28 protein-coding genes are annotated in these 26,311 nt (G+C 56.0%); 12 read left to right on the forward strand and 16 right to left on the reverse strand.

What is annotated here, in order from left to right; translation table 11 throughout:
* Positions 1-3: 3 nt before the first annotated feature.
* The 5 genes from ACP0GE_RS04825 to ACP0GE_RS04845 form a co-directional block, all read right to left on the reverse strand.
* A complete protein-coding gene (locus ACP0GE_RS04825; RefSeq protein ID WP_424830866.1) occupies positions 4-906 on the reverse strand; it encodes a DMT family transporter in 903 nt (300 codons plus the stop codon).
* Between the two features lie 13 nt (positions 907-919).
* A complete protein-coding gene (locus ACP0GE_RS04830) occupies positions 920-1,189 on the reverse strand; it encodes a DksA/TraR family C4-type zinc finger protein (protein WP_424830867.1) in 270 nt (89 codons plus the stop codon).
* Between the two features lie 66 nt (positions 1,190-1,255).
* On the reverse strand, positions 1,256-2,230 hold the full coding sequence (locus ACP0GE_RS04835) for a Gfo/Idh/MocA family protein (RefSeq protein WP_424830868.1): 975 nt from the start codon (positions 2,228-2,230) through the stop codon (positions 1,256-1,258).
* Positions 2,231-2,399: 169 nt separating this feature from the next.
* On the reverse strand, positions 2,400-3,296 hold the full coding sequence (rpoH, locus tag ACP0GE_RS04840) for an RNA polymerase sigma factor RpoH (protein WP_424830869.1): 897 nt from the start codon (positions 3,294-3,296) through the stop codon (positions 2,400-2,402).
* Between the two features lie 147 nt (positions 3,297-3,443).
* Complete coding sequence (locus tag ACP0GE_RS04845) at positions 3,444-4,478, reverse strand: RluA family pseudouridine synthase (RefSeq protein WP_424830870.1); 1,035 nt, start codon at positions 4,476-4,478, stop codon at positions 3,444-3,446.
* Here ACP0GE_RS04845 and ACP0GE_RS04850 point away from each other — a divergent pair.
* Complete coding sequence (locus ACP0GE_RS04850) at positions 4,477-4,779, forward strand: DUF6476 family protein (RefSeq protein ID WP_424830871.1); 303 nt, start codon at positions 4,477-4,479, stop codon at positions 4,777-4,779. The genes ACP0GE_RS04845 and ACP0GE_RS04850 overlap by 2 nt on opposite strands.
* Before the next feature lie 82 nt (positions 4,780-4,861).
* Here ACP0GE_RS04850 and ACP0GE_RS04855 read toward each other — a convergent pair whose 3' ends face one another.
* The 8 genes from ACP0GE_RS04855 to ACP0GE_RS04890 form a co-directional block, all read right to left on the reverse strand.
* A complete protein-coding gene (locus ACP0GE_RS04855) occupies positions 4,862-5,680 on the reverse strand; it encodes a hypothetical protein (RefSeq protein WP_424830872.1) in 819 nt (272 codons plus the stop codon).
* A 158-nt stretch (positions 5,681-5,838) separates the two neighbouring features.
* On the reverse strand, positions 5,839-7,833 hold the full coding sequence (locus ACP0GE_RS04860) for a hypothetical protein (protein WP_424830873.1): 1,995 nt from the start codon (positions 7,831-7,833) through the stop codon (positions 5,839-5,841).
* Positions 7,830-8,771 carry a hypothetical protein gene (locus ACP0GE_RS04865; protein ID WP_424830874.1) on the reverse strand — a complete coding sequence of 314 codons (942 nt, stop codon included), beginning with the start codon at positions 8,769-8,771 and terminating at the stop codon, positions 7,830-7,832. The genes ACP0GE_RS04860 and ACP0GE_RS04865 overlap by 4 nt, the downstream gene beginning before the upstream one ends.
* Positions 8,772-8,775: 4 nt before the next feature.
* Positions 8,776-9,759, reverse strand: coding sequence for a glycosyltransferase family 2 protein (locus tag ACP0GE_RS04870; RefSeq protein ID WP_424830875.1), 984 nt, complete (start codon positions 9,757-9,759; stop codon positions 8,776-8,778).
* Between the two features lie 115 nt (positions 9,760-9,874).
* The gene (gene nagA, locus ACP0GE_RS04875; protein ID WP_424830876.1) at positions 9,875-11,011 is read right to left on the reverse strand and encodes an N-acetylglucosamine-6-phosphate deacetylase; all 1,137 of its coding nucleotides are present in this window, start codon (positions 11,009-11,011) and stop codon (positions 9,875-9,877) included.
* Complete coding sequence (locus ACP0GE_RS04880) at positions 11,008-12,036, reverse strand: SIS domain-containing protein (protein ID WP_424830877.1); 1,029 nt, start codon at positions 12,034-12,036, stop codon at positions 11,008-11,010. Before ACP0GE_RS04880 ends, nagA begins: the two co-directional genes overlap by 4 nt.
* Before the next feature lie 13 nt (positions 12,037-12,049).
* Positions 12,050-12,805: a GntR family transcriptional regulator gene (locus ACP0GE_RS04885; protein ID WP_424830878.1), complete on the reverse strand. Its 756-nt coding sequence runs from the start codon at positions 12,803-12,805 to the stop codon at positions 12,050-12,052.
* A complete protein-coding gene (locus tag ACP0GE_RS04890) occupies positions 12,792-13,679 on the reverse strand; it encodes a BadF/BadG/BcrA/BcrD ATPase family protein (protein WP_424830879.1) in 888 nt (295 codons plus the stop codon). Before ACP0GE_RS04890 ends, ACP0GE_RS04885 begins: the two co-directional genes overlap by 14 nt.
* A 158-nt stretch (positions 13,680-13,837) precedes the next feature.
* Between ACP0GE_RS04890 and ACP0GE_RS04895 the strand changes: the two genes are divergently transcribed.
* From ACP0GE_RS04895 to ACP0GE_RS04945, 11 genes are all read left to right on the forward strand, one after another.
* Entirely contained in the window at positions 13,838-14,761 is a 924-nt protein-coding gene (locus tag ACP0GE_RS04895) for an N-acetylmuramic acid 6-phosphate etherase (RefSeq protein ID WP_424830880.1), read from the forward strand.
* Positions 14,758-16,011 carry an ABC transporter substrate-binding protein gene (locus ACP0GE_RS04900; RefSeq protein ID WP_424830881.1) on the forward strand — a complete coding sequence of 418 codons (1,254 nt, stop codon included), beginning with the start codon at positions 14,758-14,760 and terminating at the stop codon, positions 16,009-16,011. The genes ACP0GE_RS04895 and ACP0GE_RS04900 overlap by 4 nt, the downstream gene beginning before the upstream one ends.
* 67 nt (positions 16,012-16,078) lie before the next feature.
* The gene (locus tag ACP0GE_RS04905; RefSeq protein WP_424830882.1) at positions 16,079-16,993 is read left to right on the forward strand and encodes a carbohydrate ABC transporter permease; all 915 of its coding nucleotides are present in this window, start codon (positions 16,079-16,081) and stop codon (positions 16,991-16,993) included.
* Positions 16,994-17,003: 10 nt separating this feature from the next.
* On the forward strand, positions 17,004-17,843 hold the full coding sequence (locus ACP0GE_RS04910; RefSeq protein ID WP_424830883.1) for a carbohydrate ABC transporter permease: 840 nt from the start codon (positions 17,004-17,006) through the stop codon (positions 17,841-17,843).
* Complete coding sequence (locus ACP0GE_RS04915; protein WP_424830884.1) at positions 17,840-18,874, forward strand: Gfo/Idh/MocA family protein; 1,035 nt, start codon at positions 17,840-17,842, stop codon at positions 18,872-18,874. The genes ACP0GE_RS04910 and ACP0GE_RS04915 overlap by 4 nt, the downstream gene beginning before the upstream one ends.
* Entirely contained in the window at positions 18,871-19,866 is a 996-nt protein-coding gene (locus tag ACP0GE_RS04920) for an ABC transporter ATP-binding protein (RefSeq protein WP_424830885.1), read from the forward strand. The genes ACP0GE_RS04915 and ACP0GE_RS04920 overlap by 4 nt, the downstream gene beginning before the upstream one ends.
* A gap of 166 nt (positions 19,867-20,032) precedes the next feature.
* Positions 20,033-20,389: a plasmid mobilization relaxosome protein MobC gene (gene mobC / locus ACP0GE_RS04925; protein WP_424830886.1), complete on the forward strand. Its 357-nt coding sequence runs from the start codon at positions 20,033-20,035 to the stop codon at positions 20,387-20,389.
* Entirely contained in the window at positions 20,386-21,645 is a 1,260-nt protein-coding gene (locus ACP0GE_RS04930; RefSeq protein WP_424830887.1) for a relaxase/mobilization nuclease domain-containing protein, read from the forward strand. The genes mobC and ACP0GE_RS04930 overlap by 4 nt, the downstream gene beginning before the upstream one ends.
* A 107-nt stretch (positions 21,646-21,752) precedes the next feature.
* Positions 21,753-23,243, forward strand: a complete 1,491-nt coding sequence (locus ACP0GE_RS04935; protein WP_424830888.1) for a type IV secretory system conjugative DNA transfer family protein — start codon at positions 21,753-21,755, stop codon at positions 23,241-23,243.
* Positions 23,240-23,785 (forward strand): hypothetical protein, encoded by a 546-nt coding sequence (locus ACP0GE_RS04940; RefSeq protein WP_424830889.1) that lies wholly within the window; start codon positions 23,240-23,242, stop codon positions 23,783-23,785. The genes ACP0GE_RS04935 and ACP0GE_RS04940 overlap by 4 nt, the downstream gene beginning before the upstream one ends.
* Before the next feature lie 4 nt (positions 23,786-23,789).
* A complete protein-coding gene (locus ACP0GE_RS04945) occupies positions 23,790-24,176 on the forward strand; it encodes a hypothetical protein (protein WP_424830890.1) in 387 nt (128 codons plus the stop codon).
* On the opposite strand, the gene ACP0GE_RS04950 is transcribed toward ACP0GE_RS04945, so the two are convergent.
* From ACP0GE_RS04950 to ACP0GE_RS04960, 3 genes are read right to left on the reverse strand one after another with little or no spacing between them, the layout of a single operon-like run.
* Positions 24,173-24,598, reverse strand: a complete 426-nt coding sequence (locus ACP0GE_RS04950; protein ID WP_424830891.1) for a hypothetical protein — start codon at positions 24,596-24,598, stop codon at positions 24,173-24,175. The genes ACP0GE_RS04945 and ACP0GE_RS04950 overlap by 4 nt on opposite strands.
* A 50-nt stretch (positions 24,599-24,648) precedes the next feature.
* Entirely contained in the window at positions 24,649-25,116 is a 468-nt protein-coding gene (locus tag ACP0GE_RS04955; protein WP_424830892.1) for a hypothetical protein, read from the reverse strand.
* A 22-nt stretch (positions 25,117-25,138) separates the two neighbouring features.
* Positions 25,139-25,699, reverse strand: a complete 561-nt coding sequence (locus tag ACP0GE_RS04960) for a recombinase family protein (protein WP_424830893.1) — start codon at positions 25,697-25,699, stop codon at positions 25,139-25,141.
* Between the last annotated feature and the right edge of the window lie 612 nt (positions 25,700-26,311).

The following is a 26,311-nucleotide window of genomic DNA, read 5'->3' on the forward strand; positions in this document are numbered from 1 at the left end:
GTCCTATCCGCTGTCACCGGATTTCTTCATCGATGTCAGGAAAATGGCGGCTACGATCAGTACGGCCCCGACGATTGCCAGTGGCGTGATGGTCGCGCCCAGAAATACGGCGGAATTCACGAATGTGAACACAACCGAGGCGGCGAATAACAGCGTCGCCGTAAGTGTGGAAACCCGGGCCGCAGCCTCGTACCAAAGATAATACGCAAGCGCTGTCGGCAATATTCCAAGCAGCAGCAAAAATACCAGATCGTTGGCAGTTGGAACCTGCAGCGAGAACAGCGCCAGCGGAACCAGCAGAACACCCGAGCAAACAAATATCCCGAACAAAAAGTTTAAACGCTCCGCCGTGGTCTGCGACGACCGCATGGCCCGGCTGCTTGCGATCAGAAACACGGCCCAGCTGAACCCCGCGCCGATTTCCATCATATCGCCCAGCAGAGGTTCCCCTCCACCCTGAAAGTCTTGGTAGACCGTCAGAAAGACGCCGAAAATCGCCAAACCAGTGGCAAGAACATCCACCCGGGTGACAGGCGTATCCGCAAAAAAATAGAGAAACACCAACACAAAGAAAGGCGCCGTGTTTTCCAAGACCATCGCGTTGGCCGCACCGGTATGCTCTAACCCGATATGAAAGAGGATATAGTTCACGACAGTCGCAAAAACGGCCAGGCGAAAATTCCAGTCGCTGAACCGGATCGCAACACCGGCACCCATCACGCGCAATATGCAATAGATTGCCAGCGCAGCGATGAACAGCCGGGACACAGCGATCTGCAATCCCCCCAGATCGCTGGTCAGATATCGAACAATGACACTATGCGTGCCCCACAGAAACGCCGCCAGAAACCCAAGCAGCAGACCGTTGTTTAACCACCCCAAGGTCTTTTCCGATCCGCCCTTCACGTCGCGCTCCTGCCTATTTCAGTTGGCTGTCTTTCGAACCGCGCCGGTTGATACCGCCACGTGTCTGGAACGCTCCATCTCGCTCTTGCTGGCAATCGAGGCATAGCTTGACGCCCGGCAAGGCCAGTCGACGTTTTTCGGGAATGGGCTCTTCGCATTCGGCGCAATGAGTCAGGCTGTCGCCCACAGGGCGCTTTTGCGCCTGCATGCGTGCAAGTTCGTCAGAAATCGACGCTTCGATCTGCTCGCTCACCGCGCCGTCGCGTGCCCAACCACCAGCCATTGCCCCTCTCCCGTTCAGGTATCAAACAGGTTAGACGCGCCGGGGATGTGTTGGCAAGTCATGGCTTTACAACGCCACGGCACCAGCGAAGACCTTGTCGATCACCTCTTGCGTGCCGCGCGAGAATTCCAGCGGGCAGGCATAATCCTCGCCGGTGCGGATGGTTCGGCCAAACGCCTCGACCTGTAGTTTGTAATGATCTTCGCCCGGAAAGCGCGTGACCTGGACCTCAAGCCCCGGGCGATGCAGCTCAACGCGCGCTTCGCCGAAAACACGTGCGTTGAAGGGGGCGGTCAGGCGGATAATGCCCTTTTCACCGTGAAACACCATCTCTTGATGCGGGTGCATTCGGATCGAAACATAGGCCGAGTAGGTAAAATCTGGGAACTGCGCCCGTATCTCGGTAAACGCGTCGATTCCATTTTCCCATCGGATCGCTGACTGAACGGCCTCGGGTTCCTGCCCCGACGCATACCGGGCCGAACCGATGACATAAACTCCGATATCCCGCAGCCCACCGCCGCCGGTCTCGACGCGATTGCGGATATTACCGGTATCCATCCGGTTGTCGAAACTAAACGCCCCGGTCACATGTGCCAGACGCCCGATCGCGCCATCCGCAATCAATTTGCGGGTCAATTGCCATTGCGGGTGATGCACGATCATATACGCCTCAGCCGCCAGCAGGCCGGTCTGATCCCGCTTGGCGATCAGTTGATCGAACTCCTCGGCCTGCAGTGTCATTGGCTTTTCACACAGCACATGCTTGCCTGCGTCCAGCGCCTTCAGGCTCCATTCCACATGCAGATGATTTGGCAGGGGGATGTATACCGCCTCGATTTCGGGATCGGCCAGCAGTGCCTCATAGCTGTCATAAGTTGTCAGGTCGGGACAGAATTCAAGGAACGGCTCGGCCTTAGCCGTATCCGAGGTCGCCAAACCGGCCAACCGTGCCCCACCCGCCGCATGAATGGCAGGCCCCATGTGTTGTCGCGCAAATTTCGCGGCACCCAACACGCCCCATTGAACCGGTTTATGCATGATCGTCCCTCCCCCCGAAGTGTCACATCCACTTACGTTAGCGCAAACGGAATCGAGCTGTTCTAACAACACGACAGCCCCCTGTCATGGACAAATTCAATATGTTCAGGGCACGAAAAAACCGACCCACGTGAGTGGACCGGTCTTTTCTTTTGTATCGAAAGCGGGATCAGGCCTTGGCCAGCATCCCCTTCTCGCGCGCCAGCTCACGCATCTTTTTCTGCAATTTCTCGAACGCGCGCACTTCAATCTGGCGAATACGCTCGCGGCTGACATTGTACTGCGTGCTGAGTTCCTCAAGCGTCACGGCCTGATCCATCAGACGACGCTGGGTCAGGATGTCCTTCTCGCGATCATTCAACACTTCCAGTGCAGCGGCCAGCAATTCGCGCCGCGCCTCAAGCTCATCCCGGGCTTCGTAGTCGCCCGCTTGATCGGCGTCTTCGTCTTCCAGCCAATCCTGCCACTGCATCGTGCCTTCGCCTTCGGACCCGACAGTCGCATTCAGCGAGGCGTCACCACCGGACATCCGGCGGTTCATGCTGATCACTTCCTCTTCGGTCACACCGAGGTCTTCCGCGATCCTGGTCACGTTTTCGGGCCGCAGATCGCCCTCTTCCAGCGCGCCTATGCGTGCCTTGGCCTTACGCAGATTGAAGAACAGCTTTTTCTGCGCCGACGTCGTGCCCAGTTTGACCATCGACCACGACCGCAGCACATATTCCTGGATCGAAGCGCGAATCCACCACATGGCATAGGTCGCCAGACGGAATCCCTTTTCAGGGTCGAATTTCTTGACCGCCTGCATCAGACCCACATTGGCCTCGGAAATCACCTCAGCCTGCGGCAGACCATAGCCGCGATATCCCATGGCGATCTTGGCCGCCAGACGCAGGTGCGAGGTCACCATCTTATGTGCGGCCTCGGTATCCTGTTCTTCGACCCAGCGTTTCGCCAGCATATATTCCTCTTCCGGCTCCAGCAGGGGAAACTTGCGAATCTCCTGCATATAGCGGTTCAGCCCACCTTCAGGTGTCGGCGCGGGAAGATTTGAGTAATTTGCCATATAATTCTGCCCCTTGGACAAATGTTTAAGCCCTTAACATGGGATATGGGTACCAGACCCGATACATTCAAGAGGATCTGTTAACAGTCTGAAATTAACCACCGCTTAAGAAAAGCTAAAAGCGGCCTCCTCACAAGCCTTTGCAGATTATGTCAGCGGTACTCGCAGCCCGTCCAGTAGGGTTTTCATGTCATCGGGGAGCGGAGCCTCAAAGCGCAGCATGTCTCCACTTATGGGATGTTCAAAGCCCAGAACTGCGGCATGCAGGGCCTGCCGCGGAAAGGCTCGAACAGCTTCGGCGGTTTCCGGTGAAAACGCCCTGGCGGGAAGCTTGCGCTTGCCTCCATAGACGGGATCTCCGACCAAACCATGCCCGGCATGGGCCATGTGAACGCGGATCTGATGGGTCCGACCGGTTTCCAGCCAACATTCGATCAGCGCAAGCGAGGCCGGAGTCCCAAACCTCTCGACCACCCGCGCCCTTGTGACCGCATGACGCCCGCCATGGAACAGAACCGCCTGTTTCTGACGATCTGTCTTGTGCCGTGCCAGTTGCGTCGTCAGGCGCATGATATTGCCGGGCTCAAAACTGACGCCCTTGATCCCACGCAGACGCGGATCATTGGCATCCGGCACACCGTAGCAGATCGCATGATAATAGCGTTCCACACTGTGGGCTTCGAACTGAGCAGCCAGTCCGTGATGGGCCGCATCCGACTTGGCCACCACAAGCAAGCCGCTGGTTTCTTTGTCGATCCGATGCACGATCCCGGGGCGCTTGACGCCACCCACCCCGGACAGATCGGCGCCGCAATGATGCAGCAGCGCATTCACCAATGTCCCGCTCGGAGAACCCGGGGCGGGATGCACCACCATTCCCGCAGGTTTATTGATCACGATCAGATCGGCGTCCTCGTAAACAACCTCAAGCGGAATGTTTTCCGGACCGATATGACTGTCTTCAGCCTCGGTCACAGTAATCTCGATCCGAGCACCTTCGGCCACTTTCGCCTTTGGGTCTTTCGACACAACCCCGTCGACACGGACTGCGCCGTCGGCGATCAGGCGGGCCAGACGGGTGCGCGACAATGCCTCGGTCTCTGGCACATCCCGCGAAAGCGCCTTATCAAGGCGGGGTGGCGGCGCTGCCGCGATGCGAAACTCAATCAGGCGAGTGCCCATGACCGATCCTTCTGAACCTCTTGAACCGCAAGAGACGCCTCAGCTTCGCCTATTGCGTCGCATGGTCATGCTGCTGACCGCGGTGATGATTGGCGGGGTTCTAGTGACATTCGCATTGATTGTCATCCGCTTATCAGACCGAACACCCACGCTGCCCGATCAGGTCGAACTGCCAGACGGAGCGCGCGCACAGGCCGTGACAATCGGGAACAACTGGTACGCGGTTGTAACCGATGACAATCGCATTTTGATCTTTGACAAAACGACCGGAAAGCTACGGCAAGACATTCCGGTTGAATGACTGATGCGACAGCTTTGTCGCCAGGTCAGTCTTAACGATCCAACCGGAGGTATCGACGCGTGTGCCAGGTAACAACCAACGATCAAATCGGCGCAGCGGCCGGATCTATCCCATGTTTTTCAAGCAGTTGTCCAATCAAGCTGTTGGGTGGAGGACGGCTGTCAAACCGATCCCGCAGCAGCGGGCGCATCCGCCGGCCATAAAAGTGGATCGAAACCGTATCGGGCTGAATGAACCGCTGACAGTTTCCGCGGGGCCGTGCCATTATCCTTCGGTTTTCATAGGCAATGGGATACAGGATATGCGGCTCGATCGCGTGCCTGTCCTCTCCGTGACGCTTTAACAGCCAGGTCACCGCGCTTGGCCCCCAGACGCCCCACGGCATTTCCCCGACATGTTTGGGATCACCGCTTTCTTGCGCCTTTATCAACTCTTGTTTGTGGCGCGGTGCGATCCAAGGCGGAATCGCATATGGATCTTCGGTATAGCGCACCAAATCCCGCAGGGTTGGGCTATCGGGTGGCAACTTCAAAATACCGTTGGCAACTTCGGTGTTCGTGATCCAACCGTAAAAATGCCCATCAGTGGGTACAAATGGCCGGATGCAATAGGCGTCAGTATCCGCCCAGATAAGATCGGGCTCCTGGGCAAGCATGCGGTATCGAAACTTGTCGGAATGCGGCGCGGGGCTGCCGGTGCGGCTGTGAACGACAAAGTCTTCGTCGGGCAGCACGTCACGTGCATCGCGCACTTCGACCCCGTCAGGAACATTCGTGACATTGTTGTAGACGTAAAGGACGACATCCTGACCAGCATCCATGAAGGACACCATGCACAACTGCTCGAGAAAGCTGAGCGGCCCTTCCACCCAGAGCATGCCTATTTTGTAGTCACTTGGCATCTCACTCGATCCTCGCATACTGACGGCAAATGCCTTCAAAAGCTTATTGCGTCAGGTTCTTGTTTGTTCGCTACCGGTTGCCACCGGTTTTGGGCACAGTATTTGGTTTGAGACCGCAAACCAATGGCAAACACGCCAGCCGCCCCGGTGCAAAGCTGTCAATTCTCTGATCTCTTCAACTGATTGGCAAAGCGTTTGAATGTAGGGCACAGCGCATTTGCCTTGCGCAGATAGCCACGCGCTTTGCCCTTGTTTCCCCGACGCAGATGAATCTGCCCGGCCATACCCTGAATGGCGGCGGTCGCCTCATCCATGTCTGCGGCCTGTAGTATCTGGTTTTCACCCTGCTCGGTGGCTCCGATCCGTTCCAGTAGACGACCCATTGCAAAGACCAGAAACGGGCTGTCGGGATCACAAGTCAGGGCGTCCGCCATGGTCCGGCGCGCACGGCCTGTGTCGCCTTCGGCCTCGTAGAGCTCGGCCAGGCGTTTGTGATACAGTGCATTTTCAGGGTGGTCTGCGACGACCTGCCGGGCCATGTCGATGACCTTGTCGCGCGGCATCTCTCCGCGATGCATCTGCAAGAGCGACGAAAAACTGCGAAGCTGGGGATCCTCAGCTTCGATACCTGACATTTCATCAAGCCCGGCCTGCAACTTGGACAGGCGTGGCCCGTCACCAAACAACCGTTTGGCGCGCTGATCCAATGCCAGCTCTGACCAATCCATCAGGATCATGTCAAAGTTACAGGGCTGACGCGCGATAACCTTGTGCTGGACCAGATACAGATTGTTAAACGGAGGGAACCGGCGTTGCCGCAAGGCGCGCTGCAAACCCCAATCCACCGGAGGAAACAGACGGAACGCCAGTTGATCCCGATACAGCATGCGTGACCCCAGCACGACAACATCGGGGCGTAACGGTTTGGCCCAAAACGCTTTTGAAAACTGGATAGTCGCCCCCCACCGCTTTTTCTGCGCCCCCAGAATGGCGCCGCGCAGCGCGCTGAGCACAGCGTGATCTTCCGGCCAAAGATGTGGGTTCTCTAAGCCTTGCGTGGCGATCGCCTCGCTTTCTTGCCACTGGCCCAGATAAAAACTGTTCAGCGCCTGAAGCAGCGGCAGAAAAGCATTGTCGGCGCCCGCCTCAAGGATCGGCTTGGCAATGTCATAGGCCTCTTGCACTCGATCCTGCGCAATCAGATATTGCACTGCTTTCGAGTAGACATGCGCGGCCTCGGAACTGCTCAGGAACGCATCCGGCCCTTGCGCGGTCCGTTCTATGACCCGCGTATTCGCCGCCTGCATCTCATCCTCGGTCAGGACATCGCGAAACACCTTTCTCTGCTGGCCGGAAACGCGCGCCGCAGCCATGGAAAAGGCCGAAATGAAGGGCGCGATCACCTGATCGGCCCGGGACATGGTGTAGAGCTCCAGAAAGTCCCTCTGGGCGCGAGTCAGGCCGGAAAGGTCTGCAATATCAGACATCTGCATCAGTTTTGGAAAGCGCTGCTGGAATCGGGCAATCAGTTCCGGTTGGTCCGAGAACATGATCGCGGGCTTACCCCCGGCCTTGTTCAGATGCGCCGCGTACAGTTCCTCGGGCTCGATCTTTGCAGGCCATGTCGAGTGTTTCCAGGGCAACCCGTTCAGAATGTCACCGCGCCGGATGTGGTAGGCCGACACCCCCTGCCCCGACAGCTTTTCGTCTGCCCGCTGCATGATGGCACGGATCTGGTCGGTGAAACCGATTTGATGAATGAACGCGCGGTACCTTGGGCGGATGGCTTCGATATCCTCCCACGGAAATGCCAGAACCTCGAACCCTTCCTCGACCAGAACCGAACGCCCTGCTGCAAGGTGCGCCCTCAGCCGATCAGGTGACGGATCGCTTTGAAAGGCCCAAACCGGAAGCGCATCCTGAGCAAGGCGATCAAAGGCCTTTTCATCCAGAAAGTGCCGATCCATCCAGTCCTGCGCGAACAGTTCTTGCGGAGTGTCCAGTTCAGGGGCGTCCGATCCTTGCGGGAACCAGTTCACGCGGTAGTCAGTGTCAAAGTCTTCGGCCAGACGAATGCAGGTCAGCATCATCAACAGGCGCGCGCCCATTCGGTCCTTGCGCTGGCCGATGAAAACCCCCGGCGATGCGGTCATTGCGCAGCCCTGGCTGTTTCGGCGGCCTGCTGACGGCGCAAGCTTTGAAACCGCTTTCGGGCAAGACCGACCAGCTTCGGGTGACGCTCGGACGCAACCGTTTCGAGGCCCCGCATATACATGGGCAACATGCGACGCGCCCGCATCATCCGGTAGTATTCCGGTGCCTCCAAGGTGCCATCCATCGCTCCCAACATGACGGGCTTGAGCAGGTCAAGCTTTCGCAACATCGGGGCAGCAAAATGGTTCGAAGACCACGTTTTCAGCAACATCGCATTGGGATGCTTAAGCCGAGCGGCATGTTGGCGATCCAAATCGAAGAACGGATCATAGAACACATAGGCCCTGCGTGCTGCGTCAAGGGCCGCAGCCCCATCGCTTAGCGGCAAATCCCAGTCCTGCACACGCCCGAACCGGTATCGGGTCTCCCACGGCACCAGTCGTTCGTCCAGGGTGGTTTGCGGGTTGAAGGCAATCACAATCGACCCCGGTACAAGGGCTGAAAAAGCCAACGCCCCAAAGCCACCCATTGAGGCACCGGCAAACACAACCTGATCGAACCGATCAAAGAAACCTGCGGCAGCCTTGGATTTCAGATAGTCGATGATTTCAGGGTCGCGATACCAGGCCTTGGTGCGCGCCAGAATGCCCAGATGCGACCAGCCGATGTCTCGGAAGAATTTCCACCCCCACGGCTCGCGCGCAAAGGACAGATCGTTCACGTTGGCAATATTGTCGAAACTGACCACCAACTGCTTGGGCTCGCGCTGATGATACAGAAACGCGTGCCGATCCAGCTTCTCCAGAAATCCCGTGCCGTTGCCGCCCGGGTAAAGCTCTACGAACCATGGGGGCGCAGGGTCGGTCAGAATGCGCTCATAACCGGTTTTGCGGTCAGGGTGCTCGGGTTTGAGCTGATCTTTGGAAAGGTCTGCCATGGCGTTACACCAGATTGTCGGCCAGCCAGGACCGGAATTCTACCCATTCCGGGCGCAGTTTGATTTCCGAAACCTTGCGCCGATGCCAGTCACACGCCTGTTTGTGCAGCTTTGCAAGTTCGGGATCAGCTTTTAGTTCGGCCAGCACAGGTGCCGCGCGTTCCGCCAGGGGCAGAATTGAAAGGTCCTCTTCCTTGTTGGCATTCATGTCGCGCCAATAGGATTGTCCCTGATCCACCTTGATGTGATTGGTTCGCCCCCGGTCGCGTTTGATCAGAAATCCATCGAGGGATCGGACCGAGTAGTGATGCAAGCGACCAAAACTGTGGTCAAACCCGGGCCAGGCCCGCCAACCCACATCATTTGCGGGAAACAGATTACCGCCAGCATCCGACCAGATGACTTCGCCTTCTTTACCCTCTTCAATGCCCTTCGGGCGGTGCGGCCCGAACCGGGTGAATTTACCGTTGTTCCGGAACAACGTTTTCAGCCCATAAGCCCGGCCCGAATGGTAGGGAAACTCCAGATCCGCCATCGAGAATACCTGCGTCACGGGCTTGTCTTCCAGACTGATGTTGCCGGAGCTGCCAAACAGTTTCCACGCAAAGGAAATTGCGTCGACGTGTTGCCCGGCCTTCCCTTCGACCGCATCAATAAGTGCCGCAAAGCTGTTGCCATCACAGCGAATATTCCAATATTCGTCCACATCCAGACACATCAGCCAATCGGCTTCTTTGACCCTCGGATGTCGCCGCGCGCGGCGCAGCATCTGATGCTGCGGGTTGCCGCCCTGGGCCACCGCGTTGTCGACATGCGAGGCCCAGCCCATCGCCTCAAGCCTGCGGGCGATCTCATCCGTGCCGTCGTCACAATCATTGGTGAAGATCACAAAGTGATCGACCCCCAACATCCGATGAAAGGCCACCCATTCCAGCATATAGGGGCCTTCGTTCTTCATCGTTGTGATGACGGTAATGGATTGGGACATGTATTGCCGTTCCCGAAACTGCTTTGCCCTCTTTCTTACACAACCCCTCGGGCCGCGGCGAGCGGGGAATTTCACCCTGCGCAGAACTGATGCACAGCTACATCCGGTCGGGGTCTCAACCCTCGGCTACAGCTCTTGCACCCGACAGGTCCGATGCAATCCGGATTGTTTGCGATAGCTTCTGCAAAGGGGCGTTTTTGTCCTTTGAGATAAGAGCCGCAGGAACGCTGGTTGCAGCAGCCAGGGCTTCAGGCATAGGCACGCCAACCTTTTCGGTCAGAACTCGCACGGCCTGTGTCAGGTCCAGATCGGCCCCGGCCAAGGTTCCATCCTGTAACGTCAACCGACCGTTTTCGCGCCGGATCAGGCGACCTTCAAGCCGGAACTCGCTTAAACCCGTTCCCGCCACGGCCATTGCGTCACTGACCAGAAAAATCTGGCCCGGGCCCTGTTTTGCCGTCCAGGCCGCGCGGATGGTTTCGGGGTGAACATGCACTGCGTCCGCGATCAAGCCTGCGGACATCAGGCCATTAGACAACACCGCGCCGACCAGACCCGGCTCTCGACTACCCAGTTGGCTCATCGCATTGAACAGATGGGTCGCACAGCGCGCGCCAGCCTTTACACATGCCATACAAGTGTCAAACGAGGCATCCGTGTGGCCCAGCGAGACAATCACCCCAGCTTCAGCCATGGCCTGAATCTGAGGTGTTGTGACATTCTCTGGCGCAACAGTCACCATCAGCGCGGGCAAAGTCTGCGCGGCCATCAGGATGAACGCCAAGTCTTCCTCATCCATCGGGCGGATCAGTTTGGCATCATGCGCCCCTTTGCGAGCCTCGGACAGATGCGGGCCTTCCAGATGCAACCCTGCGACACCCGGCACACCTGCCTTGACCGCCTCGATGGCCGCGTCGATCGCGGCTCGGGTCTTTTCAGCCGTATCGGTAATCAGAGTTGGCAGGATCGAGGTCGTGCCCAGCGCCCTATGCGCCGACGCGATCCGTGCCAACGTCCGGGCCGAAGGGTCATCATTGAACATGACGCCCCCACCCCCATTAACCTGTAAATCGACATAACCTGGGCTCAGAATGTCGCCGGACAGGTCCACAACCGTCTCATCGGCCCCGACTTCGGCCTCGGGCACCAAGGCTTGTAACGCCCCGCCAGCAAAACGCGCCGCCATGTTGGTGCGCAGTTTCTGACCGTCGAAGATCGGTCCACCGGTGAAGGTTACAGGTTGGTCGGTCATACCGTTTCGGTCACTTTCTTCAGATGGCGTGGCGTGTCCGGATTGATGCCGCGCTGGGTCGCCACCGTTTCGACCATTCCGTAAAAAGACGCGATTGCGGCTACCGGGTCGGTCATCCAATGCGCGGTTCGCACGCAGGGCAGAGACGTCGCCTGACACACCTGATTGGACGTCGCAAAAACCTGTGCCCCTTTGACAGCCAAAGCATCTGCAACCTCGGCAATGTTGCTCTCTGCCGCATCTCCGGACGCAAAGGCCAGCACGGGAAACCCCTGGTCGACTATCGAGACCGGCCCGTGCAGCACCTCGGCCGACGAATAGCTTTCAGCGTGGATCAGACAGGTTTCCTTGAACTTCAACGCCGCCTCATTCGAAATCGCCCACGACGTGCCGCGCCCCAGTGTGAACAGAGATTGCCCGTTCACAGCCTCAACCACTGCGCCCCAATCACATGCTATGGCGCGCCCTAAAGCTTCGGGCAAACCGCGGATTGATGCCAAAAGCACGTCGTCGCGCTTGATTTCGGCCAGCAACCACAACCCCGCCACTAAAGAGGTCACAAAGGTTTTTGTTGCGGCAACGCTCAGTTCGGGTCCGGCGTGAATGGCCAGCGCCGAAGACGCAGCCCCAGCCAATGCCGATCCGGTATTGTTTGTGATCGCTACGGAATATGCACCACCGTTGGTCAGCGATTGCGTCAGTTGCACGATGTCCGGGCTCTGCCCCGATTGCGACACCGCGATACACAACGCACCGTCGCTGCGCATATCGACACCATAGATCGACTTAACTGACGGCCCGACCGAGGCCATGGGCAGCCCCAACAGCAACTCGGACGCGTATTTCAAATAGCTGCACGCATGATCGGAAGACCCCCGGGCGACCGAGATCAGAAAACGCGGGTCACGCGCCCGGATTTCTTCAGCAGCTTGCGAAATAGCCCCTGCATCATGGGTCAGCAGCCTTTCAACCGCATCAGGGATTTCGTTGATTTCCTTGCGCATTTGCGTGGTCTCGGTGGACATGATCCCGACCTTTTCAGTTTGACAAGCGCAGCTCGGCCACGAAATCGTAAGCCTCGCCAAGATAGATTGAGCGAGTCAGCTCAGCCACCCGCCCGCTTTCAAGATAAGAAGTGCGTTGAATGCGAAGCCCCGCCGTACCTTCGGCAACGTCCAGCAATTCTGCCTCGGTCGAGCCCAGATTAATGGCCGAGATTTTCTGGATAGCCCGCACAGGACGATGCCCCAGTTTTTCAAGCACAGCATAAAGCGAGCCCGAAACCTCGGTCGGGTTGGGCAGAATATCCAAAGGCAGAGCGGCTCGCTCTAGCGCCATGGGGCGTCCACCTGCTTCTCGAAGGCGGTGAATTCGCGCCACCTGCGCACCCGCCGACAAGCCAAGAGCCAGTATTTCGTCTGGTGACGGAAGAAAAATCCCCCGCTCCAGCCAGGTAGAAGTCGTTTTTAGACCGCGCCGCTCCATGTCTTCGGTGAAAGACGTCAGATGCGAGAGAGACTGCTCGACCCTTGCGACCGGTTCCCGCACAAAAGACCCCGACCCTTGACGCTGCTCGATCGTTCCTTTCCGTACCAGTTCCTGAATGGCCTTGCGCACGGTAACGCGCGACAGATCGGTCAATTCCGCGATTTCGCGTTCAGGCGGCAAAGAGCTGTTGGGCGGCAGGATGCCATCCGCGATCCCCTGCTCCAGCCGTTGACGCAGTTGCACGTAGCGCGGACCGGAGGTTTGCCCCAGCCACCCTTCGGGGCGCAGAAAATCAGCAACGCTCATCTTCGATCTCCTGTTGAAATGCACGTGCAAGGTCCAGCGCGCCGGCTATCGGGTCGCCGACCGGCTCGGCCAATTCCGCCTGCATCGTTGCAGGTAAAAAACCCCTGTAGTGCGGGCCGATACCGCCTGTCAGGCAAATCGGCATGCCCGGCTGCCAGCCCATTTTCGACATTTTGTCAGAAAGGTAACCCGCGCCTTGTTGAAGGATCGAGATCGCAATCGCATCCCCTATGCGGGCGCTTTTCGTGACTTGCGGTGCCAGTGCGCCGAACTCGGTCGGGGACATGCTGGAGGCCGCCTGAACAATGCCTGCTACCCCGCCGAACTGGTCCAGCATATCCTTGGTCATATCAGATGACGCATCCAGCTCATCCGTGCTTTCCAGTGTTCTTGACAAAGCCAAGCGGCCAACCCACTGGGCCGAGGCCTGATCTCCAAGTATCGGCCCCCAACCACCGGCAAACGATGCTGTACCCGCAATCTGGGCTGCGATGAAAGAACCGGTTCCACAATGGGCCACAACCCCATCTCGGGGGCCCAACGCCCCGCGCAGCGCCGAAGCGCGATCATCCGCAACCCGAACCCGCCGAAACGGCAACGCCGCTGCCAACTTTTCAGCCATTGTGTCACCAGTTATCCCGGCCAAGCCAAGATATGCAGGAACACCGGCCAAGTCCTCGTACTCCACACCCGCCTCTTCGGCCAGAGCATGCAGGCCACACTTCAACTCGGCACAAGCGGCTTCAAAGTCAGTGGAAACATTGGCTGCGCCAACCTCGATCTGCCGAAGTTCAGCCCCATAGGACAGCGCAATGCGGCAGCTGGTACCGCCGCCGTCAACAGCCAGATAAATGGTATCGGAAGCGCGAGTCATGGCAGAACCTTTATAATACCTTTTTACATTTTTAAAGACCCAAATGCAACCAAATAGAGCCGTTACACGGCAAATCTCACTGAGATCTATCAAAAAACAAAATGGTAGACTAATGGTATTTAAAAGGTATGATGCACTGGCTCTGGGAGGAGAATCACTTGAAAACGCCAACGACGGAACAGTTGCATAAAGACGCAATCGGGCTGGATGCCCGGCCGTTCGGCGACATTGCGGCGCTGCTTGCCCGCGCACAGGCCGAAGCTGCCCAGGCGCCGATGTCGGCAATTGACCCAATATGTTCAGGCGCGCGCGCGATGGCCGAAACAATCCGGCTGGGCGGTGCCTTACGCTATCTGGCGGCGGGGTCATCCGGCCTGATGGCCGCATCCGACGCACTTGAACTGGGGGGAACATTCTCAATCCCTTCACGGCAAATTCGGATTCACATGGCGGGTGGCCTGCCAACCGGCCCCGAAATGCCGGGCGATGCCGAAGATACGGCGCATAGTTTGCAAAGTGATTTGGCCGACCTGCATGAAAAGGACACGCTCATCGCCGTTTCGGCAAGCGGGACAACACCTTACACGGTGGCGGCAGCGCGGATTGCACGAGATAAAGGTACAACCCTGATCGGCATAGCCAACAATGCGGGTTCCGAGCTGCTGCAACTGGCCGACCACCCTATCCTGCTACCGACCCCACCCGAGTTGATCTCGGGCTCGACCCGGATGGGGGCTGGTACGGCGCAAAAGATCGCACTGAATATGTTGTCGACGCTGATGGCGATGGATCTGGGTCACATTCAGGATGGCATGATGATCAATCTGCGTGCGGACAACGACAAGCTGCGCGCCCGCGCCAACGGAATTGTCTGCCAACTGACCGGCACCACCCCCGATCGCGCTGAAGCAGCATTGGCCGAAGCTCAGGGAAACCTGAAACGCGCAGCACTCTTGGCTGCTGGCGCACCATCAACCGACGCAGCGTATGCTTTGCTTGAGGAAACCAAGGATCACCTGCGCCCGGCATTGGCGCGACTGAACCACAATAACGATATCATCAACACGGGAGAAACCAAATGACACGTAAAGTTCTGAGCCTGGCCTTGCTGAGCACCGCCCTGGTCGCCAGTACAGCCGCAGCGGAAGACGTGACCTTGACCATCGAAAGCTGGCGCAACGATGATCTCACGCTGTGGCAGGATAAAATCATCCCAGCCTTCGAGGCCGAGCATCCCGGTATCAAACTGGTTTTCTCACCGTTTGCGCCGACTGAATACGATGCTGCGTTGAATGCCAAGCTGGAAGCAGGCTCAGCGGGTGACATTATAACCTGCCGCCCCTTTGACCGTTCGCTGGGCCTGTATGAAGGCGGTCATTTGACTGACCTGTCGGGCCTTTCGGCCATGTCGAACTTTTCAGACGTGGCAAAAGCGGCCTGGCAGACGGATGACGGCTCGGCAACATTCTGTGTTCCAATGGCGTCGGTAATCCATGGTTTCATCTATAACAAAGATGCGTTTAGCGAATTGGGCATCGAGGTTCCGACCACCGAGGCCGAGTTCTTTGCAGCGTTGGACAAAATCAAGGAAGACGGAACTTATATCCCCATGGCGATGGGCACCAACGACCAGTGGGAAGCCGCAACGATGGGTTACAACAACATCGGCCCGAACTATTGGAAAGGCGAGGAAGGCCGCCTTGCTCTGATCGACGGGACGCAAAAACTGACCGACGCGCAATGGGTCGAGCCATATGAGACGCTCGCGAAATGGAAAGATTATTTGGGCGACGGCTATGAGGCACAGACTTATCCGGACAGCCAAAACCTGTTTACTCTGGGTCGCGCCGCGATCTATCCGGCGGGCAGTTGGGAGATTTCGGGTTTCAATACTCAAGCCGATTTTGAAATGGGTGCTTTCAAGCCACCGGTTCGGAATGCAGGCGATACCTGCTATATCTCGGACCATACCGACATCGGCATCGGCATGAACGCCGCAACCGAAAACCGTGAGGCCGCGGAAACATTCCTGGCATGGGTCGCCTCGCCAGAATTTGCCGAAATCTTCGGCAACGCCCTGCCCGGCTTCTTCCCGCTTTCCAATGAGCCGGTCGAGTTGCAGGACCCACTGGCCAAAGAATTTGTCAGCTGGCGTGGAGATTGTGAGACAACGATCCGGTCAACCTATCAGATTTTGTCGCGCGGCGAGCCGAACCTCGAGCTTGAGACCTGGAACGCATCCGCCAATGTTGTTCGCGGAGCGGAAACTCCGGCCGATGCTGGTCAGCGTCTTCAAGACGGTCTGTCCGGCTGGTACGCCCCGCACCAGTAAAGCCAAAGCTTAGCAATCCCGGACGCGGCGCGCGTCGCGTCCGGCACCCTTTTCCCCGGAGATTCCCATGCAGACCCGCCGCATACGCTGGCACATTGCCGTTTTCCTCGCCCCTGCGGTGCTGGTCTACACGGCGGTGATGATCTTTCCCTTGTTCAACACGCTGCGCCTTGCACTGTTCACCGAGGTCGATCAGGCGCGCGTCTACGTCGGGTTACAGAATTTCCGCACTCTGTTTTTCGATCCGCTCTGGTCTGAGCAGTTTTGGAACGCTTTGGGCAACAACTTCTGGTTCTTCCTGATCCATATGCTGGTACAAAACCCAATTGGCATCGCGCTGGCCGCAATCCTGTCTCATCCTCGCTTGCGGTTTGCCGCGTTGTACCGGTCGGCCATTTTCATCCCGACGATCCTGAGCTTTGTGATTGTGGGCTTTGCCTGGAAACTGATCCTGTCGCCGCTCTGGGGCATTGCGCCGTCGATGCTGGATGCCATTGGCTTGAAATCCCTGTTTGCCCCGTGGCTGGGCAAAGAAGAATACGCGCTGACCACACTGGCGCTGGTTTCGGTCTGGCAATTTGTCGGTATCCCGATGATGCTGATCTACGCCGCCCTGCTTTCGATCCCCGAAGAAATCCTCGAGGCCGGAGAGATCGACGGCATTACCGGCGCCTCGGCCTTCTGGAAGATCAAACTTCCGCTGATCTTGCCCTCGATCGGGATCATCTCAATCCTCACCTTTGTGGGTAATTTCAACGCGTTCGACCTGATTTACGTGTCGCAAGGCGCGCTGGCGGGGCCGGATTTCTCGACTGATATTCTGGGCACGTTCATGTACCGCACCTTCTTTGGCTTCCAGCTGCAACTGGGTGATCCACACATGGGATCGGCCATCGCAGGGGCCATGTTCGCGATCATCCTCGTCGGTGTCTGCATCTACCTTTTCGGCATCCAGACCCGGATGCGCCGGTATCAGCTGTGAGGGTTCCGCAATGAACAAGGCACGCCAGAACCCGCTGAACACGACCGCCATGCATGGGGCGCTGATCCTTTACACTCTGATCGCCCTGTTCCCGGTCTTTGTGATCATTATCAACAGCTTCAAAACGCGCCGCGCCATCTTTCGCGAACCGCTCGCCCTGCCCGATGCCGAAAGCTTCTCGCTGATCGGCTACCAGACGGTGATGAAACAGGGGGATTTCTTCCTTTATTTCCAGAACTCGCTGATCGTTACAGTGGTGTCGCTGGCGTTCATTTTACTGTTCGGGGCCATGGCCGCCTTCGCGCTTAGCGAATACCGGTTCAAGGGCAACCTGTTGATGGGTCTGTATCTGGCGCTGGGGATCATGATCCCGATCCGCATCGGCACCGTCGCCATACTAGAGCTAATGGTCGCCACGGGGCTGGTGAACACGCTCTGGGCGCTGATCCTTGTTTACACGGCGCAAGGTCTGCCGTTGGCCGTGTTCATCCTGTCCGAGTTCATGCGTCAGGTCTCGGACGATCTGAAGAACGCGGGCCGGGTCGACGGGCTTTCAGAATACACCATCTTCTTCCGGCTCGTCCTGCCCCTCGTCCGCCCCGCCATGGCAACCGTCGCCGTGTTCAACATGATCCCGATCTGGAACGACCTCTGGTTCCCGCTGATCCTCGCCCCAGCGGAAGAGACCAAAACCCTGACACTGGGCAGCCAGGTCTTTATTGGCCAGTTCGTCACCGACTGGAACGCGGTTCTGTCGGCGCTGTCGATGGCGATCCTGCCGGTGCTGGTGCTTTATGTCATCTTCTCACGCCAGTTGATCCGCGGCATCACTTCAGGAGCTGTCAAATGACCAAAGTTCTGATTGCCGGGCTTGGGAATATGGGCCTGAGCCACGCGCTGGCCCACCACCACCACCCGGACGCGCAAATCGTGGGGCTGGTGAACCGGTCCGGTCGCGTGGATCATCCCGACTTGTCGAACTACCCGGCTTATTCCGATTTTCAGACCGCTCTGGCCCAGACGAACCCTGATCTGGTAGTCGTCGCCACCTACTCCGACAGCCACGCCGATTTCGCCTGCGCGGCAATGGAGGACGGGGCGCATGTATTTGTAGAAAAACCGCTGGCAACCACTGTCGCGGATGCCAAGCGCGTTGTCAAAAAGGCCATTGAAACCAACCGCAAACTGGTGATTGGTTACATCCTGCGCCACCATCCTTCGTGGATGCGCCTGATCGCCGAGGCGCGCGACCTTGGCGGGCCTTACGTCTTCCGCCTAAACCTCAACCAACAAAGCAGCGGGGCCGAGTGGGAGACGCACAAGGCCCTGATGCAGACTACTTCTCCGATCGTCGATTGCGGTGTGCATTATGTCGACGTGATGTGCCAGATCACCGACTCCGACCCCGTGCGAGTCCACGGCATGGGCCTGCGGCTGAGCGATGAGATCGCCGAGGATATGTACAATTACGGCCAGTTTCAGGTGATCTTCGAGGATGGCTCGGTCGGCTGGTACGAGGCCGGTTGGGGGCCGATGATATCCGAGACTGCGTTCTTCGTGAAAGACATCGTGTCGCCCAACGGTTCGGTCTCGATCACCGACGGCAACAAGGGCGCATCGGCCGATATCGATGGCCACACCAAAGTCGGCGGCCTTCTGGTCCATCGCCCCGACGGCGACCAAACAATCGAGATGCCGGATGAACCCGGCCACCAAGAGCTCTGCGACGCCGAACAAGCCTATATGCTGCGCGCCATCGCCGAAGACATCGACCTGACCCGCCATATGAACGACGCTGTGCAATCGCTCGCCATCTGCCTCGCTGCCGATGAAAGCATCCGCACCAGCCAACCTATTTCGCTGAAAGAGGCATCCAAATGACCGCCCTGACGCTCACTAACGTGAATAAGTCCTTCGGCACTGTCGAAGTCCTGAAGGACATCAACATCGAAGTGGAAGACGGAGAGTTTGTCGTCTTCGTCGGCCCTTCGGGTTGCGGCAAATCCACCCTTCTGCGCGTGATCGCGGGGCTGGAGGACGTGACCTCGGGCGAAGTGCGCATCGGCGGAGAGCTGATGAACCTCACCCCGCCCTCGAAACGCGGCATCGCGATGGTGTTCCAAAGCTACGCGCTCTATCCGCATCTAAATGTGCGCAAGAACATGTCGCTAGCGCTGAAACAGGAAGGTCAAAGCAGGCAAGTCATTGACGACCGCGTGGCCAAGGCCAGCAAGATGCTAAACCTTGAACCGTATATTGACCGCTACCCTTCCGAACTCTCCGGTGGTCAGCGCCAGCGCGTCGCCATCGGCCGCGCGATTGTTCGTGAACCCAAGCTGTTTTTGTTTGACGAACCTTTGTCCAATCTGGACGCGGCCCTGCGTATGAATACACGGCTGGAAATCGCCAACCTGCACCAGCAGCTCGACGCCTCGATGATTTACGTCACCCACGACCAGACCGAGGCGATGACACTCGCCGACAAGATCGTCGTCCTACGCGATGGGCGCGTTGAACAGGTCGGCAGCCCGATGCAGCTGTATAACAACCCCGCCAACCAGTTCGTCGCAGGGTTTCTGGGCGCGCCTTCGATGAACTTCTTCCCCGCCAGCCTGATCGGAGAAAGCGCGGATACCACCCTGGGCATTCGCCCCGAAGACCTGCACCTGACCAATGACGGCCCACTGACCGCAAACGTAACCCATGTCGAACATCTGGGCGGAGACACCAACGTGATCGCCATGATGCAGGACCACCAGATCACTGCGCGCCTATTCGGCCAGCACCAAGTCAATGCCGGTGAAGCTGTCCAGTTCGGCTACGCGCAGGACCGTACCTATCGCTTCGACCACCAGGGCGCGCGCCTGACTTGAGGAAAACCACCACCGATTTCAGGATGTTGGTGCGCTCGGGAAGAGCGACTTCGAACTGTTCTGATGACGAAAACACCCCTGATTTAGATCAAGTATTCAACGAGCTAGAGCGTTGGCATGACATCCTGAAAGATCACGACAAATCGTTTCTGCGGGGGCCGCGCCCATGACACGTCCCGCACCGTTTTCACTTCGTTTAACTGATGCTGAACGCAAGCGACTGGAATCCCAAGCCGGGTCTATGCCGTTGGCGTCATACATCAAGTCCGTGGTTTTTGCCGACGAGGCCCCCAAATACCGTAGGCGGAAAAAACCACCTGTTGCGGAGCAACAGCTCTTGGCGGAGGTGCTGGCGCGTCTTGGTCAAACCCGTACATCAAATAATCTCAACCAGATCGCCAAACACTTGAACCAAGGCACCCTGATCCTTGATGAGGAGTTAGAATCTGATCTTAAGCGCGCTGTCGCTGAAGTTGCATGGTTGCGAGCGACTTTGATTGAAGCGTTAGGGAAAAAGCGATGATCATTGTTGCATCTCAAAGGTCTGGCGCACGTGCGTTGGCGGACCATCTTATGAATGATCGGGACAATGACCACGTCACATTGGCTAAGATTGACGGGTTCATGTCTGACGATTTGCATGGAGCGTTAGATGAGGCTCACGCAGTATCTAAAGCAACACAATGCAAACAGTTTCTATTCTCAGTGAGTCTTAATCCGCCCGAGGATGTGGTGGCATCCGAGGCTGATTTTGAAGCTGCGGCGGATCGCATCTCCGATGTGATGGGATTGTCAGGCCAACCATTTGCGATGGTCATTCACGAAAAAAATGGCCGTCGTCATGCCCATGCAGTGTGGTCGCGTATTGATGTGGAGGAGATGAACGCAATCAACCTGCCTCACTTCAAGAATAAGATGCGGAATGTGTCGCGTGGTCTGTTTCTCGATCATGGGTGGCGGCTACCGGATGGGCTGGCAACCTACGGCAATAAATCCCCTCTGAATTTCACATTGGAAGTATGGCAACAAGCCAAACGGCAGAATCTTGATCCGCGCGAGATCAAACAGGCGTTCCAGCAAGCATGGGAACGCAGTGACAACCAGATCAGTTTCAAGAATGCCCTTGAGAGTCGCGGGTATTTCTTGGCCAAGGGAAACCGGCGTGGGTTCGTCGCTCTTGATGTCGATGGCAATATCTACGCCGTTCCCAAATGGACTGGCCTGAAAGCCAAAGATGTCAGGGCCAAGCTGGGTTCACCTGAAGACTTGCCGTCAGTGGCGGACGCGGAGTCAGATATTCGAGGCAAAGTCACCAGCCAAATGCGAGACCTCATCTCTCAGACCAAAGATCGCCAGTTCCATGAATTGGAACCACTGCAAAAAGAAAACGACGATTTAAGGCGTGCGCATCGCTTAGAGCGGCGGAAGTTGACAGAAGGCCAGGAAAAGCGATGGGTGGAAGAAACCAGAACCCGATCCAATCGGCTCAACAAAGGCCTTCGTGGTTTGTTTGACCGCTTTTCAGGCAAAGCCAAATCCATTCAAGCTCAAAACGAAGTGGAAGCTCGAGCCTGCGCGCGCCGTGACCAGAAACAGCGGGACTTCATGGTGTGGGAGCAACTGAAGGAACGCCGTGCCTTGCAGAGACGTTTCGAAGAAGTAAAGCGCCAACATCAACAAGAACGCCGACACTTGCTGCAATCGATTTCACGAAGCATGCGACAAAACAAACTTTTCAAACATTACAACCGTGATCGGCAACGTGGCTTGGGATTGTAGGCAAACGCCCTGTTCAATTTTCTAAAGCCGAGCTGGAGAGTTTTGCCGTGACAATCAAATTGGCAACGAACATAGTCACCCCTATTGGATTCAATGGGTTTTAAGCGATGGAATTTAATCAACTGCCACGCGGTTTGCCGGGTACTGGCCGCGCAATTGGAGAGGCTCCCAGATCACTCTGGATGGACCCAAGAGTTCTTCAAGAAAGTGACTTTTGGTCTTACGAAACAGGCAAATTGTTCATCGGAGAATCCCTGCAAGGAGATTTACTTGGGATAGCGGATAATCGGCACCTTTTGACCATTGCTGGATCGCGTGCTGGCAAAGGAACATCGGCCATTATTCCCAATCTCCTTTTGTATCCCGGCTCGGTTCTGGTTCTTGATCCCAAAGGTGAGAATGCAAGCATCACCGCCGAACGGCGGGGTTTGGGACGAGACGTGCCGCTGGGTGGGCTCGGACAAGATATCTTTGTGATCGATCCCTTTGGTATTGCGGATGTCGATGAAACCTATCTTTCGGGCTTCAACCCTCTTGCGGGGCTTGATCCAACAGCAAACGACTTTGTCGATGAATGTGATGCAATCGCTGACGCGCTCGTGGTCGAGGATGCCAATCGTGACGGCGGTGATCACTGGTCCAATTCAGCAAGATCGATCCTCCGTGGGTATATTGCGTGGGTGGCTGCTGCCCCGACTGTCAACAAACGCGACCTGAACGAAGTTCGTCGTCTTATTTTTCTACCGGCTGGAATTGATGAGCCGGGCGAGTTTGAGATGCAACTTTTTGCTATGCTCAATGACCCAGACGATGAAGGCTCGATGATTGCGCATGGGGTGCCACATGAAGCCGCATCAGCACTAATCAGTATGAGTGACCGTGAACGCAGTGGTGTTCTATCCACAGTTCGCGAAAATATTGCGTTTCTCTCATCCCCGCCAATCGCAAAAACGTTGTCCAATAAAAATCGATCCCCTGACTTGAAAGCATGGAAGTTCGGGAACAACAGTGTGTATCTGTGCCTTCCTGCCTCACGCCTGCATCGTCATTTTCGTATGTTCAGGTTGTTCATCAACCGGCTCTTAGGTGCAGTGGAAAGTTCACCGGAAGTCCCTGAAACCCCAGCTCTCATGATCCTAGATGAAATGCATGTTCTGGGTCATATGAAGTCTTTGGAAACCGCTGCGGGACTACTTGCTGGTTATGGTGTTCGCATTTGGTCAATTTGGCAGGACCTTGCGCAGCTCAAGCAGATATACCGCGACAGATGGGAGACATTCCTTGGAAACGCATCAATTTTTCAAACCTTTGGCCTCAATGATATGAGTACGCTTAAATACGTTTCCGAAAGGCTTGGTGTCTCGTCGATAGGACAAGTCAGCCAAAGTGAGATTAGCGTTGCTCAGGCAGCGAGTGGGTTTTCAGGGCAATCAATGTCGATCCAAGCGTCACCCCTGCTCAGCCCAGATGAGATTGCATACTTCTTTTCTAGGCAATCGGGAAACCAACTCATTATCTATCCGGGAGCCGATCCGATTATGATCCGGCGGCTGTCCTATCTTGATGATCGAATGAAAGACCTGAGGCCTCAGCAATGAATTCAATCGAGCCATTGAAAACTGATCCGCCCCTTGGCATTACCCTGCATCACTATGATGGAGATACAGCCGAGGTGTCATTTCGTTCAAAGTTCAGAACACCTTGGATGCGAGCGTTGATCGCTTTTCTGGCGATTGGTTGGCTATTAGGGCTGCTCGGGTTCTTTGTCTCCATCGGGCAAGGAAATCTGACGGCGGCTGGTATCCTTCTCGCGTTTTCCGTGGGTGGTGGAATCCTTGTCTTTAAGTTCGGCTCGGTCACTGTTGATATCATAATTACGCCCGAGACCATCGAAATACACGGGCTCGAGTATGATCGACGATTTTTGAGCGGCTTTATTCTAATCAGCAATACTACTCTGGGATTCTATTACCGTGGAAAAGCAGTAGACACAGGCTTTGAGTTGCCGAGCGCCGCGATTAGCTACAACAAGTCTGTTAGCCCCGACGAAGTGGTCGTTTGGCTCAATGATCTAGCGGATGATACGGGCGTCATACACAAGCCCTCTCCCAAAGCAGGTATCCGACTGCAGAAGTTTTAGTGTGATGACAGAAAAAGAAACCTCAGATACGGCCAGATCGCCCAGAACAGGACGAGCCTTTGTCTATCGGTCAAAGCCTCGCAAACCACAATTTCAAGCTCGCGTGAGCAAGTTTGGCGCGCGAGCATTTCCTCATGCACCAAGAGTGATCCCGCTTATTGTTTTCACAATGATTTCCCTGTTTGTCGGGTTTCTTGCAGTGGTTTTCAGTGAAGTCGCGGAGCTTGCGATCCTAGAGTTTTATGACGAAATGGCAGTCGGTTACAGCCAACCGAGGCGCGATAACCTCGCGGTCAACTTCGCAATTGGTGTACTGACCTTTGTCGCGTTGACTTACACGTTCTACCGTCGCCTCAGCCAACGAAAGGCCGTGCCAAACGACGACTCCTAGCCCCGACCTCTATCCTGCTCTTTATCGTTGGTAAACTTGAAAAAAATGTCTTCGACCGATTGTCCAGCTTTCGATTTGCCTTCTTCCTGATGCTGTGTGAGCTCTTTGTACTCTTTCGGTGACACTGGACGCTCGCCATTTTCGATAGTATGTCTGTCTATTTCTTCAATACCGGTCTCCATTGCCAGAGGACGGACATCAGGTTCCCGTGGTTCTGCGGTAAGGTTCGACTGTTCAATAGCACTCGTTGGCCGAGCCTTTCGAATGGCCTTAGCCAAACTAGGAGAGGGTGTAAAAACCACCTCCATACCAAGATGCCCGGTTGGAGCACTCTCGTAGTTTCGTGACTCTTTTGGCTTGTGGTCTCGTCCGACGTTGCTTTTCTTGCCCCGCCGGTCTTCGTTGTCATCATTTTCCGACACCAATACACTCCCCACAATACTAATACTCAAAGCAATGTATGTATTCTAATTTAAATGTCTACCAACTCAGCTGGGTTTGCTGGCGGGCACCAATCCGGTCTCGGTAGTCCCTTTTTCTCTCGCCGCAAATAGCCCTGCTGCACCGCTCCTTCCATCCACTCATCAAAATCACATTCCGTCGGGTCGTGTGCTTTTTCATTTTCGGCGAAGAACTCATGAATGTCGCAATGCTCCACTTCGCTTAACCAGTCCAAATAGACCCATGATACGCGGGCCATGCGAACAACAATTGGCGTTCCCATTACACTAGGAACGTATCGTCCTACTTTTTCGTAAGGGTCTTCATCAAAGTAATCCCACCAAGTTTTTGAATTCATTTGAATATTATAGCACGTATTGGACTTAAGAAGTAGCGAATTCCCAAGAAATAGTTGCTGGTTTTCCTTGTTTGCATCCCGATTGTTACAAAACTCTGTGTCGATCTGCTCTTGGCCGCTCTTTCCGCTAATTGTCGTCAAACATGCCCAAAGCGCGTATGTTTCAAAGATCAGCGTGCTCTAAATCGCGTGATTTTTTGGGCCGCCCGACGTGCACCCCACGCTGCTTAGCTGCCTTCATGCCAGCCTTTGTACGTTCGCTGATCAGGCTCCGTTCATATTCCGCAAAGACGGCAAGTTGACCAAAGATCATTCGCCCAACTGCAGTCGATGTGTCGATGCCCTGAGTAATGGCCTGAAAGTGGATGCCGCGATCCAATAAGTTGTCCATAATGGACAACAGATGGATGGTAGATCGCCCCAGCCTGTCCAGTTTCCAAACAGTGAGCGTGTCACCTTCGTTCAAGTCTTTCAGCATCTGATCGAGCGCAGGCCGTGCCGCTTTAGCACCCGATACGCCGTGATCAGTGTAGAGTTTGATGCATCCTGCATCCTTGAGTGCATCAATCTGAAGGGCTTCGGATTGATCCGCGTCAGAAACGCGAACATAGCCGATCCTTCGCCCCTGCCTGCTATCTGTTTGGTTGGACTCATCTTTCTTGATTTTTTGATCCTTCACCTCCTCAGTTTGACAGGTGAATTCCATCGAACAAGCGGTTTTCATTGCAAAAAATCCTTGCCTAAAGGGGTCCCTTTGCAAAGCTGGGCTGACCGCTGAGTTGACTGGTTAGGGCTCTTTAAAAACCTGTGGAAAACGAGCCACTTGCGTGGTTTGAGCCGCTACATGGTAGAATTACCCGAAAGGGACCCCTTTTGCGCACGGCTTTCCGAAAGATGCAATCGGACGGATTAAGCTATGCGATCATGTATCACGACATCAATACTTGGTTCTTGGCTTCGGCCCGTCTCCCAATTCTGCTCGTGATATTTGCGGCGATTATCCCTTGGAGAGCTCATGAAAAGAAATATCCTGACATTTGGAACAGTATACGCGCTTTGGGCATTTCTGCTATTCGCAGGTGTTGGTGACGCCCTCTATCGTCTGGGCGTCAGGTCGGATACAGCCGGGTTCTTTGTTGTATTTGTATTCCCAGCAATCGTCGCATTGATTTTACTTGTCTTTGGCTTGAGCGGGCCCCTGGCTGCAATGGTGTTGGGAAAAAGACCGGAGCTCGTAGCTTGTCCCACGTGCGACAACCAAATCAGCAACAGGAGCAAGATTTGCCCGCATTGCAGCACGCGTGATCCATTCGGAAGTGGAGCCAAACGTCAGTGT

Source organism: Ruegeria sp., assembly GCF_965243365.1.
Lineage (GTDB): Bacteria > Pseudomonadota > Alphaproteobacteria > Rhodobacterales > Rhodobacteraceae > Ruegeria.

Bases quoted from the DNA above. Each gene is read 5' to 3' on its own strand.
- ACP0GE_RS04900 (WP_424830881.1), top strand. From the start codon at position 14,758: ATGACACGTAAAGTTCTGAGCCTGGCCTTGCTGAGCACCGCCCTGGTC.
- ACP0GE_RS04945 (WP_424830890.1), top strand. From the start codon at position 23,790: ATGACAGAAAAAGAAACCTCAGATACGGCCAGATCGCCCAGAACAGGA.
- ACP0GE_RS04940 (WP_424830889.1), top strand. From the start codon at position 23,240: ATGAATTCAATCGAGCCATTGAAAACTGATCCGCCCCTTGGCATTACC.
- ACP0GE_RS04920 (WP_424830885.1), top strand. From the start codon at position 18,871: ATGACCGCCCTGACGCTCACTAACGTGAATAAGTCCTTCGGCACTGTC.
- mobC (WP_424830886.1), top strand. From the start codon at position 20,033: ATGACACGTCCCGCACCGTTTTCACTTCGTTTAACTGATGCTGAACGC.
- ACP0GE_RS04910 (WP_424830883.1), top strand. From the start codon at position 17,004: ATGAACAAGGCACGCCAGAACCCGCTGAACACGACCGCCATGCATGGG.
- ACP0GE_RS04835 (WP_424830868.1), bottom strand. From the start codon at position 2,230: ATGCATAAACCGGTTCAATGGGGCGTGTTGGGTGCCGCGAAATTTGCG.
- ACP0GE_RS04855 (WP_424830872.1), bottom strand. From the start codon at position 5,680: ATGCCAAGTGACTACAAAATAGGCATGCTCTGGGTGGAAGGGCCGCTC.
- ACP0GE_RS04935 (WP_424830888.1), top strand. From the start codon at position 21,753: ATGGAATTTAATCAACTGCCACGCGGTTTGCCGGGTACTGGCCGCGCA.
- ACP0GE_RS04850 (WP_424830871.1), top strand. From the start codon at position 4,477: ATGACCGATCCTTCTGAACCTCTTGAACCGCAAGAGACGCCTCAGCTT.
- ACP0GE_RS04880 (WP_424830877.1), bottom strand. From the start codon at position 12,036: ATGTCCACCGAGACCACGCAAATGCGCAAGGAAATCAACGAAATCCCT.
- ACP0GE_RS04905 (WP_424830882.1), top strand. From the start codon at position 16,079: ATGCAGACCCGCCGCATACGCTGGCACATTGCCGTTTTCCTCGCCCCT.
- ACP0GE_RS04960 (WP_424830893.1), bottom strand. From the start codon at position 25,699: ATGAAAACCGCTTGTTCGATGGAATTCACCTGTCAAACTGAGGAGGTG.
- rpoH (WP_424830869.1), bottom strand. From the start codon at position 3,296: ATGGCAAATTACTCAAATCTTCCCGCGCCGACACCTGAAGGTGGGCTG.
- ACP0GE_RS04915 (WP_424830884.1), top strand. From the start codon at position 17,840: ATGACCAAAGTTCTGATTGCCGGGCTTGGGAATATGGGCCTGAGCCAC.
- ACP0GE_RS04930 (WP_424830887.1), top strand. From the start codon at position 20,386: ATGATCATTGTTGCATCTCAAAGGTCTGGCGCACGTGCGTTGGCGGAC.
- ACP0GE_RS04845 (WP_424830870.1), bottom strand. From the start codon at position 4,478: ATGGGCACTCGCCTGATTGAGTTTCGCATCGCGGCAGCGCCGCCACCC.
- ACP0GE_RS04865 (WP_424830874.1), bottom strand. From the start codon at position 8,771: ATGGCAGACCTTTCCAAAGATCAGCTCAAACCCGAGCACCCTGACCGC.
- ACP0GE_RS04890 (WP_424830879.1), bottom strand. From the start codon at position 13,679: ATGACTCGCGCTTCCGATACCATTTATCTGGCTGTTGACGGCGGCGGT.
- nagA (WP_424830876.1), bottom strand. From the start codon at position 11,011: ATGACCGACCAACCTGTAACCTTCACCGGTGGACCGATCTTCGACGGT.
- ACP0GE_RS04860 (WP_424830873.1), bottom strand. From the start codon at position 7,833: ATGACCGCATCGCCGGGGGTTTTCATCGGCCAGCGCAAGGACCGAATG.
- ACP0GE_RS04830 (WP_424830867.1), bottom strand. From the start codon at position 1,189: ATGGCTGGTGGTTGGGCACGCGACGGCGCGGTGAGCGAGCAGATCGAA.
- ACP0GE_RS04885 (WP_424830878.1), bottom strand. From the start codon at position 12,805: ATGAGCGTTGCTGATTTTCTGCGCCCCGAAGGGTGGCTGGGGCAAACC.
- ACP0GE_RS04870 (WP_424830875.1), bottom strand. From the start codon at position 9,759: ATGTCCCAATCCATTACCGTCATCACAACGATGAAGAACGAAGGCCCC.